This window comes from Pseudomonas sp. 1L-E-NC-VB-C3, assembly GCF_057291535.1.
Genome location: NZ_JBXAWD010000003.1, coordinates 58997 through 75186 on the forward strand (window position 1 = coordinate 58997; position 16190 = coordinate 75186).

Genomic DNA, 16190 nt, shown 5'->3' on the forward strand with positions numbered 1-16190 from the left:
CGCATCGTTATATTCTGGCATCAACCTACGAAGGGATTTCGCCGTGCGCTGGCTCAGGATTGCCATAAGCTTCACCGTCACGCTGATGACCTTGCTCTGCATGCTTCCGGCCCAGGCCGCGCAAGGCAGTGGCTGGTCGGTATTGCTTGACGATCAGGGCATCCTGCAACTGAGCGACATCCGCTCCGCTCGCTACACCAATCAATTCAGCCCCATCGAGCTTGACCGTCTGACCGCGGCCGAACCCGAGGGCGCCCTGTGGGTGCGCTTCAAACTGGCGCCGGGCAAGCACGAACAAGTGCTGCGCATCTTTGCCCCCGACCTGTCCCAACTCAATCTCTACGTGCTCGACGGCGACCGGCTGATCGAGCAACGCAATACCGGCAACGAACGGCCGCAGGCCGAACATCCTTTGCCAAGCAGCGATTTCATGCTGCCCCTGCCCCAGGCCGACAAGCCGCTGGACGTCTACGTACGCATGGTCTCCGGCCATCAGCTGCGCCCGCACATCACCCTGCAAGCGGCAATCGAGGGCGCAGCCGATCAGAAGCAGACGCTGATTTTCGGCCTGCTGTTCGGCTGCCTCGCCATGCTCCTGCTGCACAACCTGGTGCGCTACGCCTACTCGCGCTCGCGCAGCAGTCTGTGGCTGGCGATCTGTGAGGGCCTGCTCGGGCTGAGTCTGTTCCTGTTGCTCAATCTCGCCGGTCCGTGGTTGCCGAACTGGCAAGCCATTCAGACGCCGGGCGCTTATCTGGCATTGCTGCTGACGGCTCCAGCCGGATTGATGTACGCCCTGCGCTTCTTTGCACCACTGGGCCAGCATCCGCTGAACAAACTGCTGTGGGGCGACATTCTGTTGATCGTCACGTGCAGCCTGTTGCTGCTGTTCGTCAACACCTTGCCGCTGAACATCATCACCTACGCATTGGTCGCATTGGCCGGTCTGAGCATGTTGCTGGTGGGTTTCTATCACCGGCAGAAGGGCTATCGCCCGGCGCGTCTGTTCGTCGCCGCCATGATCGTGTTCAACATCGGCACCCTGGTTATCCTGCCGGCGCTGCTGGGGCTGACCCTGGTCACGCCGCAAGGCCTGATCATGACGCTGATGGTGTTCATCTGCATCAGCGGTCTGCTGATGAGCGTCGCCTTGGGCGAGCGACAGCGCAGCATCACTGAAAGTCGTTTCAGCATCAGCCGCGACCTGGCGGCAAGCAACGCCGAAATCAACGCCAAAGCCGAATTCCTCGCCAAGATCAGCCACGAAATCCGCACACCGATGAACGGCGTACTGGGCATGACCGAGCTGCTGCTGGGCACGCCGCTGTCGGTCAAGCAACGCGATTACGTGCAAACCATCCACAGCGCCGGCAACGAACTGCTGACGCTGATCAACGAGATCCTCGACATCTCCAAGCTCGAATCCGGGCAGATCGAACTCGATGACGTGCAGTTCGACCTCAACGCCCTGATCGATGATTGCCTGAGCATCTACCGGGCCAAGGCCGAGCAACAGAACGTCGAGCTGATCAGCTTCATCCAGCCGCAAGTGCCACGGGTAATCAGCGGCGATCCGACGCGCCTGCGCCAGACCTTGCTGAGCCTGCTGGAAAATGCCCTGAAGAAAACCGAAGAAGGCGAAGTGCTGATCGTCGTTGCACTGGATGAGCGCAGCAGCAAGCCGCGCCTGCGCATTGCCGTGCAGGACAGCGGCGTGCCGATGGAGCCGGAAGAGCGCGAAGCACTGTTGCACGCCGAATTGCACAGCAAGCACTTCCTCTCGGCCAATCGCCTGGGCGGCAATCTCGGCCTGGTGATTGCGCGCCAACTGATCCGTCTGATGCAAGGCGAGTTCGGCATCAAGAGCGGCGCCACCCAGGGCAGCACTTTGTGGCTGACCTTGCCACTGGACCCGGATCGCCTCGAACATCCGACCTCCGACCTCGACAGCCCGCTGCAAGGCGCGCGGGTATTGGTGGTCGACGACAACGACACTTGCCGCAAAGTGCTGGTGCAGCAGTGCAGCGCCTGGGGCCTGAATGTCAGCGCCGTGCCGTCGGGCAAGGAGGCGCTGGCGCTGCTGCGCACCAAGGCGCATCTGCGCGATTACTTCGACGTGGTCCTGCTCGACCAGAACATGCCCGGCATGACCGGCATGCAACTGGCAGCGAAGATCAAGGAAGACCCGAGCCTGAACCACGACATTCTGCTGATCATGCTCACCGGCATCAGCAACGCGCCGAGCAAGATCATTGCGCGCAATTCGGGGATCAAACGAATACTGGCCAAACCGGTGGCCGGCTATACGCTCAAGACCACGCTGGCTGACGAGCTCAATCAACGCAACAAGGGCCAGGTCGCGTTCCAGCCGCAGGTCGTTACGGCGGCCACAGCGGCCAAAGTGCCGAGCGACTTCCGCATCCTCGTCGCCGAAGACAACACCATCTCGACCAAAGTGATCCGTGGCATGCTCGGCAAGCTCAACCTGCAACCGGACACCGCGAGCAATGGCGAAGAAGCGCTACAAGCGATGAAGGCCCAGCGTTACGACCTGGTGCTGATGGATTGTGAAATGCCGATCCTTGATGGCTTCTCCGCCACTCAGCAACTGCGCGCCTGGGAAGTCAGCAATCAGCGCATCCGCACACCGGTTGTAGCCCTCACCGCGCACATCCTCGCCGAACACAAGGAGCGCGCCCGGCAGGCCGGCATGGACGGGCACATGTCCAAACCGGTCGAGCTCTCCCAGTTGCGCGAGTTGATCGAACACTGGGTTGCCCAGCGCGATCAGCAGAACCGGGCCACGACCCAGCCGTCGTAAACCGACAGAATCTGCGGTGCCTGATAGACTCCCCCCCGACTCCATCGCCAGTGAGCTTGCATCATGCTCCATGTGTTGTTCAGCGTTTATCTGAAGATGCTGGTGCTCTACAGCCCGTTCTTCGTGTTGTCGTGCTTTATCAGCCTGACCCGTGGCTATTCGCGCAAGGAACAGCGGCGTCTGGCGTGGAAGGTCGCCCTCGCCACACTGATTTCCAGTGTGCTGCTCTATTTGTTCGGGCGGGTGATTTTCGATGTCTTCGGCATCACCGTGGACGCCTTCCGCATTGGCGCCGGCAGCGTGCTGTTCATTTCCGCGCTGGGCATGGCTCAGGGCAAACCGGCGGTGCAGGCCGACAATGTGCAGCAGGACGTGACCATCGTGCCGCTGACCATCCCGCTGACGGTCGGCCCCGGCACCATCGGCGCCTTGCTGGTAATGGGTGTCAGCCAGCCGCACTGGGACGACAAGCTCACTGCAATCATGAGCATCGCCCTGGCCAGTTTTACTGTCGGAGTGGTGCTGTATCTGTCCAATCGCATCGAGCGGATTCTCGGCGATCAGGGCTTGCAGATTGTCAGCCGCTTGATGGGATTGTTTGTTTGCGCACTGGCCGCGCAGATCATTTTTACCGGCGTGAAAGGTTATCTGGTGCCTTGAGTGTTGTTGCCGCGCAACCGCCACAACGAAACGCCGCGTACGGTCACCGTTCGCGGCGTTTTGCTATGCGGAGCGACCTCAGCGCAGCGCTGCGATCACCGCTGTCAGGCTGACCGTTGCTTCTGCGCCGCGCACAGTGGCAAACGCTTCCAGCCCTTGAGCCAGCGTGAACGTGTGTGGCCGCCCGGCAATGGGCAGCATCAGTAGCAGTGGGCGCTGTCCGTCGAAATTACGCAAGATCAGACTGTGCCCGGAGTCCGGATCGGTCAGTACCACACCGTCATCGACCCGTGACATCCACCAATGCCCGCATTCGTCCAGATCCAGATCCAGCAGGCAAGGTTCCGCCGTTTCAGCATCCGAAGCCTGTCGTCCATCGACCACGATGCAGTCCAGGCGCTGGAAGGAAACTTGCGACAGCCGATAACCCGAGGTCTGCGCACCGAAAGTCAGCAGCAGCCTGGCAACGCCATCGGGCAACAATGTTTCAATCTCTGTGATGTCATCACCTACCTCAAGCACCATGACCTCGGCGTCGCGATGGGCAAAACTGTCGGGCAGCCAGACGCCGTCGTTCGGGCCGGCGCTGAAAATCAGTTGGTCGAGCGGGTCGAACAGCATCGGCTGCTTCGACCCGCGCGTACCGAGGAATGCCGACCACTGCCCATCACTGCGCCCGGACAGATCAAACAGCCGATCAAGTTGCGGCAGGTAATACAGATAGCGTCCGGTTGCACTTGCCACTTGCATGACAGGCGCGTGGGCATGCCCGTGCAACAATGCTCGCAGGCGTGCACGTAACTGTTGATCGCTCTGCCCCGGCACATGAGACCAGCGATTTTCCACGCCGACGATCATTGCCGGCTGGTTATCCAGCAATTGCAGATGCACCCCGTCGAGGGTCTGCGCCTCCAGCCCTTCACCCTGGCGCCGCACCTCGCTAAAGGCCCATGACGTCCAGACTTTTTCCGCCTTGGCCAGCAACTGCGGTTTCACCAGACGATGCTCGGCTGAAAAAGCTCCCCGCAATGCTTCGATCGCCACCAGCGGCTGGCGATAAAGTTGTCCGGCGCTGACCTCAAGCAACCAGACAGCGCTTTGATCCGGGGTCAGACCGAGCAGCGCCAGCTCCTTGCCCTGACCGATATCGGCCACAGCGACTTTGCCATCGACACACCACACAGTCAGGAACGCCTGACCTGCCCCATCTCGTAAACCGAAAACCGGGAACGGCAGCAACGCTGCGACCGTGGCCAGCGAATGCAATGCGCTCAACCAATCGGGATGTCGCTGCAGCCAACGCTGCCCGACACCAGCGAACCGGAGAATCGAAGGCTTATCGGCCTGATCAAGCCACGCCTCATCGCTTCTGTGCGCAAGGGAAGGTACCCCGTACTGAAACACAATCACCTCGTCGATCGCTGCCGCTGCCGGCACGTCGACGATATCGACCTCGAACAGACGGCCGTCGTCCTTGGTGGCGATGAAGCGCTGATTTGTCTGAGTGACCTCCACCACATCGCGCTCGATCACCACATTCTGCCAATGACCGACACGGGGTTCGATGCCGCGGCTGATCGTCCGCTCCTGCTGGCTATAGAACAGCACCGCGTTGTTTTCAGGGCTGGACGGCATCAGCATCAACAAGTCTTCGGGCCAGGACAGGTCGTGCCTGGCCTCAATGCACTTGCCCGTCGTCTTGTTCAGCCAAGCCCTGTCGCGCAACTGCGACCCGGCATAGCCCTCGACAACAATGAACGGAGCACAAGACCAATCACTGCTGCTGGCGGCCATGTCTGACGAGACGCCCATGTCCGGGGCATCGGTTTGTCGAAGCGCTTCACGCGGCTCGAACCGATAGTCCTCGGCGGCAAAAGCGATCTGGCAAGCGGTCAGTACTACATGCTGCCCGCTGATCCGGTACTCGACCGTGGTGGTGCCATGCAACGCTTCTGCCGTCAGCTTCTGCGCAATCCGCAGCGCTCCATCGGCTTGTTGTCGGCAGCCGATGATGGTCGAACCTGTACGCGGATTTTTCAGACGGTAGCGATGCTGGACAGTGCCGGTCAGCACATCGACCCGCCATACCGATGGATGATCGGGATGGTAGAACCACGCATGGCCGGCGTTGACGCCTGCCAGAACCACACCCTCGTTCACCTCCAGCGGCAGGTTACGCGCGAACAGCACCCGATCCCGCGCAGTGTCGTAATAGCCGGTAGTCACCACTGGCCGGTTCGGCGAATCGAACGGCACTCTGAAGTTACGCAACGGCAAATAGGCTGCGGTCAGTTGCCCGCTTGCGACCTGAGCGCGCAAATAGCGCTGCACCGGCGCCGGGATGCCGCTGGCGGTCATGTTGGCGCTACGCAGTTGAGTCGCAGCGTTGTTTTCGTAGTCGAGGACAACGCCGATCAGATGCAGGCTGCGGCCCGTCCAGTCGATCCGGAACAGCCCCTCGGCCAGCTCGATGACGCCGTCAAAACGATTCAACACGAGGCCATCGACCAGCATGTCAGGTGCGCTGTCGATGCTGTCCCGTGGTTTTGCACGAAAGCTGACATGCTCGACCCGTGCCCAGGACGCCTGCACCGTCCAGGTCACCTGTTCCCAGCCCCGCGCTTGCTCGAAATTCACCGCCAGCAGGCCCGGCACCAACCGGATGCGGTACTGCCCCTGCGGCGCGGTGATCCAGTAGGCAATCTTCTTGCGCCACTCTGGCGGCAGGTCCGGAACCAACAGCTGACTGACCTCTGCGCTCAACTGCACCTTGATCGTCGTGGCCATGAATACCGGATGCAGCTTGTAGAGTATGTGCGGCGCAAATGGCGTACTGAACAGGTAAAACACCCGGTTACCGAGCGCGTCATATTCCAGCTGATGTGCCAGGCGGTCGTGCAACCGCGGGTAGCGGGTTGTTGAAAAGGGCACGGTCCCGGCGCTGCCGAGTTGATATTCATAGCCGTAGTAACAGATTGGCGAACAAGGCAGCACCACCATCGTGGGCAAAGTCCCCCAGACGCTGCCGACCGCAGGGCGTTGAAAGGCTCTGGGGATGTTGATCGCAGCATGCCGCCTGGCCGGATCATCGTCGTATTGCGGCAATTCCAGTGCACTGCCCTTCCAGGGGTAAAACTTCTGCCCTTCGAACGCCACCCTTCTGCTGTGCAGATCCACCTCGGTAATCACTGCCAGTGCGGGGAACTGCAAGACCGCACCAACGCTTTCGTAAGACTGCTGATAAGCGTCGTGAATCTGCGAGAGGTACTCGCCGATGGCCGCAGCCTTGTCCATGATCTGCCCGAGATTGCTGGCAATCGCGGTCACCCCGATACCCACGCCCAGTAGCGGCACGGACAGCGCTGCGGCGAACGCGCCCACCGTTCCACCCGCCGCCAGGGCGACAATATCCAGACCCAGGGCCGCCGTATTGAACGCCAGAGACGTAGAGAATCGCGCTCGCTGCTCATGATTCTCTGCCTGCGTCAGGTTGTAGATGTCGAAACCGATATTGGCCACGGAAAATGCCACCCCGATACCCGTGGCGGCCTGCCCGGCCAGACGTGCGGAGAACGAGGTCTGCTGCAACGCCCGCTCGGCCACTGCTAAATGGCGCACCAACTGGATGACCTGCACCGCATCGCTGGCCACACCAAAGCCCAGCTGTGCAAAACTGACGTACACCTGAAGTTGCAGGGCGACGGTCAGTGTCGGCGCTGTGTCGCCAGCGCGGTACTCGCGCTGGCGCATTTCACTGATCAGCGTCTGGATCGCAAAGGCGAAACTGAGTCGGCTGCCACCGTCGTGATCAGCCGTCTGACCGGGCCTGGCCGCACCGCCCTGCACGAGTCGTTCGACGTATTGCCTGATTCTCTGAAAGCGCGAATCCCGGGTGCTGACCGTCCGGGCATTTTGCGCATTGCGCAGATCCATCAGGGTAATGCTGTGGCCGCCGTCGGCGTTTTTGCTGTGGGTATCGAGCAACGGCACGTAATCACGCGCCAGGTTGTGCTCACGGCGCAAACGCTCGGTCGCCTGCTCGAACTCGCTGGTCCAGTAGCGTGCGTCCAGTTGCGCAAGGCTGGTGCCCAGCCGAGCGTTTTCCCCCAGAGATCGGGTACGGGCCAGCGCTTGCTTGTGCCAGATCGAGGCTCCCTGCGGATCGGCCAGTGCAACGTTGTGCAGAAAACTGTCCACACGCAGATCCGATGACAGCCTGCGTTCGGCGATCGCCGCAGTGTCCAGCTCAGTGACGGTGAACTGCGCCGTGGCCATCTCACCCAGACCATAAAGCTTCGCCAGCGCGTTATCGTCTGCGCTCAGATAACGCTCTACGCCACGTTGCAACTGCGCGCCATCGGCAAATCCGTAGAGGGCGAAGTTGGGATCGTAGAAGCGATAGGCCGCGTGCTCACCGGTTCGCACTTTCGCTAGCAGCAGGGCGTGGTCGCCAGTGTCGAGCAGCAGCACCGCAGGCGCCGCACTGACGTTCAGCGCGGCGATGATGCTGTCCAGGCGTTGCACGCCGCGACCGCTGCCGACCTCGCCAGTGGGCAAGGCGCGCAGTTCGTCCAGCGCACTGCGCAACGCCCGCGATACAAGTTCGTCGGGACTCGCGCTGGCGCTGGCGACATGCCCGACCAACGCCCGTTCCGCCGGCTCGCCGGCTGCCACTGCGGCGCCCATCAGCAGCGCCAGCGGATAACAGCGGCGCCCCGGGTCGCCCGCGTTGTGCTGCAACAGATCCTGCGGCAACTGCTTGACCGACACCGCGCCGGCCTTGAAAAAGATGTCACGCACTTGTCCGCTGCGCTGCAGGATCTGCGTGCGAAACTCCCGCTGCGCACTGTGCTTGATCTGGCCGATACGTTCGCCCCACTGGCGCAGCGTCAGCGGCTCGGACATGGCTTGCACCTTGAGTTCGCGGGTCGTCGATGTGGCCGTCGGCAGGTCGCGTCCCAGTCCGTTCTCGAACGCCGCCGAGCGGCGCTGGCGCACGGCTTTTTCAATCGCATCGTAGCGCGCGAAAGTGCCGTCACGGTCGGTGGCGATGGCCAGGTCGCGAACCTGTTGCCAGGTATCGGCGAACCCGACATCGTCCACGCTCGTCGCGCCGAAAATCCCCCCGAGCACGACTCGCATCGCGGGGCTCAGTTGTTCCAGCGGCAGCGTACCGTGGGCGATCCGGCTGAACAGTTCGTTGAGATGGCTGACCGATTCCGCACCATGGGAGGTCGGCACAACCACAGGTCCTTGCGCCAGCACTTGCTGACGGGCGTCGAAGTCGATGACCACGGCTTGAGCGAAATTGACCTCCCCGCTCAACTTGTCTCGCATCGCTCGAATGAACGGCTCGCCCAGATCATCCATCAAGCGTTGCAGCACTGAGGTCAACAGCACCAGTTTGCCCTCGACAACGGGCCAGCCGCGCTCGAAGGTCAGGCTTCGATCGCTGAGCAGGTTGGACAAGCGTCCGGCATAACGAGACGTGAGCTTTCCCTCGGCCCACCGGGCGTGTTCCTTCTCCAGCCAGTCTTTTTCCGTACCCCTGACGATCCAGCCGGAAATGGTTTCCTCTTCGGTATTGACGTTGTAGCCCTCGCGCAGACGCTGTTGCGCCAGCACCTGACGAGTGAAAAACGGATCGCAATTGGCTTCGATATATTCATGTAATCCGGCGAGTGCCGCGCCCGGGCCGGTGAGCGTTACCGTACCCGCCGCGTCATTGCGGATACCGTCCCGATAATAGGTGACAACCGCTTTAAGCAATTGGTAGGCATAAGCTTCATTCCAGCTGGTGAAGTTCGACCTGACCAACATCTCTTCAATGACTGTCGCCGCGACCGTGGTCAGGGTTTCACCGTCGGCCCAACCGGATGCCGAGTTGGCCATGCGCTTTTCAACTTCAGCGAGCACGTCGTAATTGAGCCGAATGACTTGCATGATCGACATCGTCATGCCGCTGCCCGGCTGGGCGATGAAATGAGCATTCATTTCTTCGTCGATTTGCAGCCCCATGCGAAAGCCGTTCTCGCCGGCCTCCACGGTTTGTGGCGGCACGAACAGTTCAAGCACGTCCGGTTTGCTGCGAGCAAAATCCTCGAGAAGTTGTTTGTGTTGCTCTGGAAGACTGTCGGTCCTGTCGGGGTAATGCTGCGGATCGCGCCCCGGCATCAACTGCGGATTGTTGTTCAACAGAAGTTGCAGAACCGCGATTTTCTGCGTCTGACTGTAATCAGTGATATCGACACCGCCCAACTTGTCGAGCAGCGGCGGCAGATAATCCATGTCGGTATAACGCCCGCCTTCACGAAATTCCGCCTGCAAGCGCACCACATCGCTCGCTGCGGCGAAGTTGCCGCGCATCGACACTTCGCGCTGGTAAACGTCCGCCAACAAGTCATCGGCAAAGGCGTGAGTGACATCGCGCAATTGCAGATCCGGCCCCACCATCGCCAGATGGCTGTCGAGGCAGCGCTGACGAAAATCCTGCAGCCTCGCGCGGTCCTTGCCATAAGCACGCACCATCAGATCGATGCGTGCTTCATCGGTCCGCCCCTTCCACCTCGGCTGGCTGAGGTAGTCGAACATCTGCTGTTTCAACACCCGTGCACGCTCTTCAATCATCGTCGCCAGTTGCCCGGCATGCTTGAGGGCTGCACCACCGGATGCCATCGCATCAGCCCTGGCGCTGTCGAGAATGATCCGGTTCATCTCGAAAGCCAGTAACGCATCGCTGTCGTACCAGAGATTGAAGCGGTAACCCTGCGCCGCCATCACCTGGCGCCAGATATTCATGTAATCGCGCTGATTGACACCGACTTCGCTGCCGCCAACCCAGACGAAATGGATGACTTTCGGCACCGGCCGGGTCGGCCCCGACAACATTTCCACGGTCGTCAAAAGCCGTGACAGATAACGTTGCAGCCCTCGCGCAATGTCATCGACAGCCACCGGAACAGGGGTTTTATTGCGTTTCAACAACGCTGCAAGTTGCTCTTGAAACAGGCTCGCCAGGGTCAAGAACGACACCGGGTCGGTCGTTTGACCGGCTTGCTGGTAATAGTCGTTCAGCGCTTGATATTGGGGGGTGGCAGAAAGCTCCCGCAATGCTTTTGAAAGTACGGAATACTCTTGCGCAGAAATGAATGCTCGCCCGAACGAGTAATCGTTTTTTAAAGCCATCACACACTCCTTGTTTATTTAATGGCCCATTGACGCGCGCACTCTTGCGCCGCTGCAGAGCGGTAAATTGATTGAACGACACTCGACAAGTGCTATGAACACAGCACCCTAGTGGGCGAATACGCGCCACACAAACAACAAGGAATACAAAGCTTGTCCCCGGCAATATCTGATAACACCGAAGCACTATGCTGTAACGGCTGCGAAATAATTAGCGGACCGGCGCGACCGTCGGACAAAAAAAATGGCCCTGCCCTGTGGGGCATGACCATTGTTTATTGCTGGTGGAAAACAATTGAAACTTCGATCGGACTTACAACCGCTCAAACTTTCCCAAAGCTGAATATTGAATGAGCGGAGGGTTTTTCAGGACAGCGGTTTTTCACCATACCAACGCGGCGTGTAAACCCACTCACCGCCTCCGGCACGGGCGAAGGTGCAGGTGGTCGAAGAACCGATCAGCACCATGGTGCGCATGTCCACCTGTTCCGGTGTCAATGCGCCCAGGGTCGTGGTGCGCAGCGTCTGCCCCGGCCGGCCGATGTCCCGACCGAGCACCACCGGTGTTTCAGGCGAGCGGTGCTGCGCAACAATCTCCAGCGCCCGGCCCAGTTGCCACGGGCGCGCCCGGGAAATCGGATTGTAGAACGCCAGGGCCAGATCCGCTTGGGCGGCCAGATCCAGACGTTTCTCGATGATCGCCCAGGGCTTGAGGTTATCCGACAGGGACATCACGCAGAAGTCGTGGCCCAGCGGCGCACCGGCCTGAGCCGCAGTGGCCAGCGAGGCGGAGACGCCGGGGAGGATTTCCAGATCAACGCTGTGCCACGCCGGATCGTCCGATTCGTGCAGGGCTTCGAGCACCGCAGCGGCCATGGCGAATACGCCCGGGTCGCCCGAGGAAACCACGATCACCGAGCGGCCTGCGGCGGCGAGCCTGAAGGCATGGCGGGCACGCTGCATTTCTTCACGATTGTCGGTGCAGTGCTGCACCTGATCGTCGCGGAACGGGCCAGCCATGCGCACGTAGGTTTCGTAGCCCAGCACATCGGTGGCGCGGGCCAGTTCGGTTTTCACCGCTGGCACCATCAGTTCGGCGGCGCCGGGGCCAAGACCAATGACCGCCAGGCGACCGCGCGGGCGGCCGATCTGCGCGACGTCCAGGGGTTGCTCGGCAATCGCGATCGCCAGATGTTCTGCGCTGATCACCTTCGCCGCTGGCACTGCCACGCGGGCCAAAGTCTGAAGATCGCTTTGTGCTGCCACAAAGCGCAGTGGCACGCCCAACTCGAGCGCAGCTTCGCGCAAACTCGATGAGGCCATTTCAGCGTCTGCTGCCACCAGACACGCCAGTGCCGGCACGGCGACGCTGGCCTGTTGCAACGCAGCGCGAACGGCGTTCGGCAGATCTGCCACGTCAGCGCTCACTGCCACCGCCACGCTGCGCGGGTAAATCAGTAATTCATCGGCGCTGGCCACCCGCTGCACACTGCTCACATGAATCGACCGCTGCGCCTGCGGATCCTGCGGCAACTGCGCCTGATCGAGCCATGGCGCCGCGCCTTCGATGCGCACGCTGTGCCCGGCGAGCAGGTCGGAAACGAAGCGTTTGCCCGATTCCAGATCCGCCAGTGCATAGCCGCTTGGCGGATTGAGCAGGCAGGTACCAAAGCGCAATTCGCCGCTGGTGGTGATCGCCGGCGCCACTTGCAACGCCGCCGCGATCTCCCGGGCCATGACGTTGACCCCGCCGAGGCCACCGAGCAACGGCACCACCGCGCTGCCGTCTTCGGCCACCGCCAGCACCGCTGGTTCGGCGCCTTTCTCCAGCAACAGCGGCGCCAAGGTGCGAATGACAATCCCCGCCGCGCACAGGGCAATGATCGGCGTGTCCTGTTGATACAACGCGCGCAGGGTCGCGCCGAATTCCTGATAGCTGCTGTCGGCGCCTTCAACCCGTCCGGCAAGGCCATGGATTTGCGCCGCCGGGTAGACCTGCTGAATGCGCCGCGCCGTCGCGAGGCTGCCCTGGCCGAGAATGACGATGGCGGGAGTCGCTTGGCTCATCAACCTTGCCACCGTTCGCCCGGGACGATGATCAGCGAGAAGTACGGCGAGGACATCGGCTCGACCTGATCCATCGGCACGATCTTCTGGTTGGCCATGGTCGCGCGCTCGACATACAACGCACGCTCGGCGAGGCCGAGTTCTTCCAGCACCTGACGGACCTTGGGAAAGTTGCGCCCCAGTTTCATGATCACCGCCGCATCGGCATCGGCCAGACGCCGTTTTAGTTCTTCGTGGGGCAGCACGCCGGAAAGCACCGACAGGCTCTGATTGCGATACACCAGCGGCGCGCCGAGCACCGAAGCGCCGCCGAGCATCGAGCACACGCCGGGCACGACTTCGGCCTCGTAACGGCTGGCGAGACGATCATGCAAATACATGTAGGAGCCGTAGAAGAACGGGTCGCCTTCGCAGATCACCGCTACGTCGCGGCCGGCGTCCAGATGCTCGGCGACCGCCACAGCGGCTTCGTCGTAGAAATCACTGATCACCTGCTCATACGACAGCGGCGCCGGCAACGCCTCGGTGGTCACCGGATAGACCAGCGGCAGCAGGTTCTGCGCCTCGACCAGATGCGCCTCGATGATGCCGAACGCATTGCCCTTCTTGCCCTTGGCCACGAAATACGCGACCACCGGCGATTCGCGCAGCAGGCGCAAGGCTTTGACAGTGATCAGTTCCGGATCACCGGGGCCGACACCGAGGCCGATCAGATGTCCTTTGGCCTGCATCATTCGATCTCCGTGGCGAGGGCATTGACGGCGGCGGCGGCCATGGCGCTGCCGCCCAGCCGGCCTTGCATGATCACGAACGGCACGCCGCGACTGTCGGCGGCCAGCGCCGCTTTCGATTCGGCAGCGCCGACGAAGCCGACCGGGAAGCCGAGGATCAGTGCCGGTTTTGGCGCGCCGGCGTCGAGCATTTCCAGCAAGTAAAACAGCGCGGTCGGTGCGTTGCCGATCACCACCACACTGCCTTCGAGGTGCGGGCGCCACAGCTCCAGCGCGGCGGCCGAGCGGGTGTTGCCCAACTCGCGGGCGAGCTCCGGCACGCTGTCGTCGCGCAAAGTGCAGATCACTTGGTTATTGGCCGGCAGGCGCGTGCGGGTCACGCCTTCGGAGACCATCCGCGCGTCGCAGAGAATCGGCGCACCGGCCGCCAGCGCATCGCGCCCGGCCTTGCCCGCGCCCTCGGAGAATTGCAGACCGTCGATGGCCTCGACCATGCCGCAGGCGTGGATCACTCGCACCGCAAGTTTTTCCAGATCGGCGGGAATGCGCGCCAGATTGGCCTCGCGGCGAATGATCGCGAAGGAGTTGCGATAGATCTCCTGACCGTCGCGGATGTAATCAAGCATCAAGGGGGCTCCGGGAGCGGGCGTCGAGCAGGGTCGCGGCCGCTTCAATAGTAAGATTGCAGGCGTGCAGCGTGCCGAATCCGGGCTGTGCTGCATCGCGAAAATAGAGGTCGTAATGACCGGGGGCAACGGCCAGCAGCGTCGCTGGCGCGCAGTGGGCGGCGGCGCAGGAGCGCGAGCAACCCGACAGGTGCACGCTGAGGCCTGCGGGCAGCAGAGGTGCAAGTTGCCGGGCATCCTGCTTGGTGTCGGCCAGGCCTTTGCCGCAGCCATCGGCGCCGGTGCAGGCGATCAGGCGAGCCAGTGGTTCGGCCTCGGTCGTCAACAGGCCCAACGCCCGCAACTGCTCAAGCACGTTGTCGGTATCAGTGGCTTTCACGTTCGGCAGCAGCAGGCTCTGCCACGGCGTGAAGCGCAGACTGCCATCGCCAAATTGACGGGCCAGTTGTGCCGCGCCACGCAGCATCGCCGGATCAAGTCGGCCCAGTGGCGGCACCGCGCCGACGTAGCAGAGACCTTGCGTGTTTTGCTGATGAGCGCCGATGTGCAGCGCGTCTGCCGACGTCGGGCGCTGCCAATTGCTGATCGCCTTGAGCGATACGCGCTCGCGCAACGACTCAAGGAACGCGAGCCTGGGCAACTCGTCGAGCAGATGGCGCATCCGTGTTTGCTCTGGCCGGGCCAGGTCGAGGAACAACTCCAGCGCGGCGACCACCAGTGCGTGAGCATTGTCCAGGCTCACAGCGCCGAGAGGGCGATCGGTCGGGCAACCGGCCAGACCGAATGCCCAGAGGATTTCGCCGTCACGCTCGAATGCCGACAGCCACAGGTCATGCGGATGTTCGAGCATCACCAGGGCTTCGCCGCCATCGAGCTGCACGGCGAACTTGGCGCTCAACTCATGGAAGCGCGGATGACTTTGCAAGGTGTCGAGGATTTGCCCTGCGAGCGGGCGCGTGTCGAACAGCATCTGCCGATCGATGCCGGCAGCCGGGCTGAGCATCAGATTGCGCACATCGTCGCCGGCGGCGTGCTTCGGCCCAAGGCCGGCGGCCAGCAAACACTCGATCAGCGCTGCGGATTGCGCACCGATGCCGCGAATCTGCAGGTTGCCGCGATTGGTCGCTTCGATCGCTCCGCTCGCAAACGCTTCGGCGGCAGCGGCCACCGCATCGGCCTGATCGGCACTGATCGAACCGCCATCAAGCTTGATCCGGCAGATACCGCCGTCCAGTGCCTGGACGATACGCAGCAACCCCGGGCAGGCCGAGGGGCGTAAGGCAGTGGACATCGGGCGTTCGTTCAAGGGGCTGACCGGTTGTGTGGCAGAAGCGCTTCGCGGGCGAAGGCGCGGTATTATGCCTGCTTTGCCCACCGGTATGAAAAGTCTGCCCTCTGTCTCGACCGGTGGGGCAGGCAGGCTTCAGTTGTTGCCTCTGCCGCGCGCTCAGGTCAGGGCGATAATCTGCTTTTCGCGCCGCTCACCCAATAACGCAATAATCCTGGCTCTCGAGAAACAGTAATCATCGGCATCTATAAGAGCCTTGTAGCAATCAACAGCAAGGTTGCCCACTATCTGCTCGGCATTGAAGCGTTGCTCAAGCACATTGCCCGGAACAGGCTCTTTGACGGCAAACGAAATGACGACCATCGTAATCGTTGATTCCGCAGATACGCTGCCAAGCATGAAGCGAATCGACTTGCCCTCTTGCAGAATATTTCGCTGAAGCAACTCAAGGGCCGCACCGTTGCTCTCCAGTTGCGAGTTCAGATTGGCAATTACCTGTTGGTTAAAAACTGCCGGCGCCCAACCTTGCAAGAGTTCTTGTGCCAACTCCAGCAGAGTAAAAGTATCGGGCGTAGTGACCGGCGCGCTGATAACCGGATCGTCGAAAAACAAAGCACCGGTGACTTTCAAAGCCGTTTTATTGGCGTCATTCCATGCGTCGCATTCAACAGCATCGGGAACTTTATGCGAGGCGACCGTTTGTGAATAAAGCAGCGCATCGAGACTGTCGTCAATGTCAGATGCCGACAGCTCTTTACGCACCAGCACTAATGCCCCTGCGCATACGAAAACCTTCGAAATCGCGAACATTT

At 61.5% G+C, this 16190-nt stretch carries 8 protein-coding genes; 2 read left to right on the forward strand and 6 right to left on the reverse strand.

Annotated features, from left to right (window positions below; genetic code table 11):
• The first annotated feature begins 43 nt into the window (after positions 1–43).
• Both AC0Z5Z_RS05940 and AC0Z5Z_RS05945 read left to right on the forward strand, forming a co-directional pair.
• Positions 44–2821, forward strand: coding sequence for a hybrid sensor histidine kinase/response regulator (locus tag AC0Z5Z_RS05940; protein ID WP_485610853.1), 2778 nt, complete (start codon positions 44–46; stop codon positions 2819–2821).
• A gap of 63 nt (positions 2822–2884) precedes the next feature.
• Positions 2885–3481 (forward strand): MarC family protein, encoded by a 597-nt coding sequence (locus tag AC0Z5Z_RS05945; RefSeq protein WP_016771870.1) that lies wholly within the window; start codon positions 2885–2887, stop codon positions 3479–3481.
• Positions 3482–3559: 78 nt separating this feature from the next.
• Here AC0Z5Z_RS05945 and AC0Z5Z_RS05950 read toward each other — a convergent pair whose 3' ends face one another.
• The 6 genes from AC0Z5Z_RS05950 to AC0Z5Z_RS05975 form a co-directional block, all read right to left on the reverse strand.
• The gene (locus AC0Z5Z_RS05950) at positions 3560–10666 is read right to left on the reverse strand and encodes a TcdA/TcdB pore-forming domain-containing protein (RefSeq protein ID WP_485610854.1); all 7107 of its coding nucleotides are present in this window, start codon (positions 10664–10666) and stop codon (positions 3560–3562) included.
• Positions 10667–11032: 366 nt separating this feature from the next.
• Complete coding sequence (gene cobJ, locus AC0Z5Z_RS05955) at positions 11033–12733, reverse strand: precorrin-3B C(17)-methyltransferase (protein WP_460142672.1); 1701 nt, start codon at positions 12731–12733, stop codon at positions 11033–11035.
• Positions 12733–13467, reverse strand: a complete 735-nt coding sequence (locus AC0Z5Z_RS05960) for a precorrin-2 C(20)-methyltransferase (RefSeq protein WP_370593505.1) — start codon at positions 13465–13467, stop codon at positions 12733–12735. Before AC0Z5Z_RS05960 ends, cobJ begins: the two co-directional genes overlap by 1 nt.
• Complete coding sequence (locus tag AC0Z5Z_RS05965) at positions 13464–14090, reverse strand: precorrin-8X methylmutase (RefSeq protein WP_056787678.1); 627 nt, start codon at positions 14088–14090, stop codon at positions 13464–13466. The genes AC0Z5Z_RS05960 and AC0Z5Z_RS05965 overlap by 4 nt, the downstream gene beginning before the upstream one ends.
• Complete coding sequence (gene cobG, locus AC0Z5Z_RS05970; RefSeq protein ID WP_150638208.1) at positions 14083–15381, reverse strand: precorrin-3B synthase; 1299 nt, start codon at positions 15379–15381, stop codon at positions 14083–14085. The genes AC0Z5Z_RS05965 and cobG overlap by 8 nt, the downstream gene beginning before the upstream one ends.
• Before the next feature lie 156 nt (positions 15382–15537).
• Positions 15538–16188 carry a hypothetical protein gene (locus AC0Z5Z_RS05975; RefSeq protein ID WP_460142671.1) on the reverse strand — a complete coding sequence of 217 codons (651 nt, stop codon included), beginning with the start codon at positions 16186–16188 and terminating at the stop codon, positions 15538–15540.
• Between the last annotated feature and the right edge of the window lie 2 nt (positions 16189–16190).

What these genes read in the sequence shown, in the direction of transcription:
- AC0Z5Z_RS05945 (WP_016771870.1), top strand. Translation starts at nt 2,885, where the DNA reads ATGCTCCATGTGTTGTTCAGCGTTTATCTGAAGATGCTGGTGCTCTAC.
- AC0Z5Z_RS05950 (WP_485610854.1), bottom strand. Translation starts at nt 10,666, where the DNA reads ATGGCTTTAAAAAACGATTACTCGTTCGGGCGAGCATTCATTTCTGCG.
- cobJ (WP_460142672.1), bottom strand. Translation starts at nt 12,733, where the DNA reads ATGAGCCAAGCGACTCCCGCCATCGTCATTCTCGGCCAGGGCAGCCTC.
- AC0Z5Z_RS05960 (WP_370593505.1), bottom strand. Translation starts at nt 13,467, where the DNA reads ATGATGCAGGCCAAAGGACATCTGATCGGCCTCGGTGTCGGCCCCGGT.
- AC0Z5Z_RS05965 (WP_056787678.1), bottom strand. Translation starts at nt 14,090, where the DNA reads ATGCTTGATTACATCCGCGACGGTCAGGAGATCTATCGCAACTCCTTC.
- cobG (WP_150638208.1), bottom strand. Translation starts at nt 15,381, where the DNA reads ATGTCCACTGCCTTACGCCCCTCGGCCTGCCCGGGGTTGCTGCGTATC.
- AC0Z5Z_RS05975 (WP_460142671.1), bottom strand. Translation starts at nt 16,188, where the DNA reads ATGTTCGCGATTTCGAAGGTTTTCGTATGCGCAGGGGCATTAGTGCTG.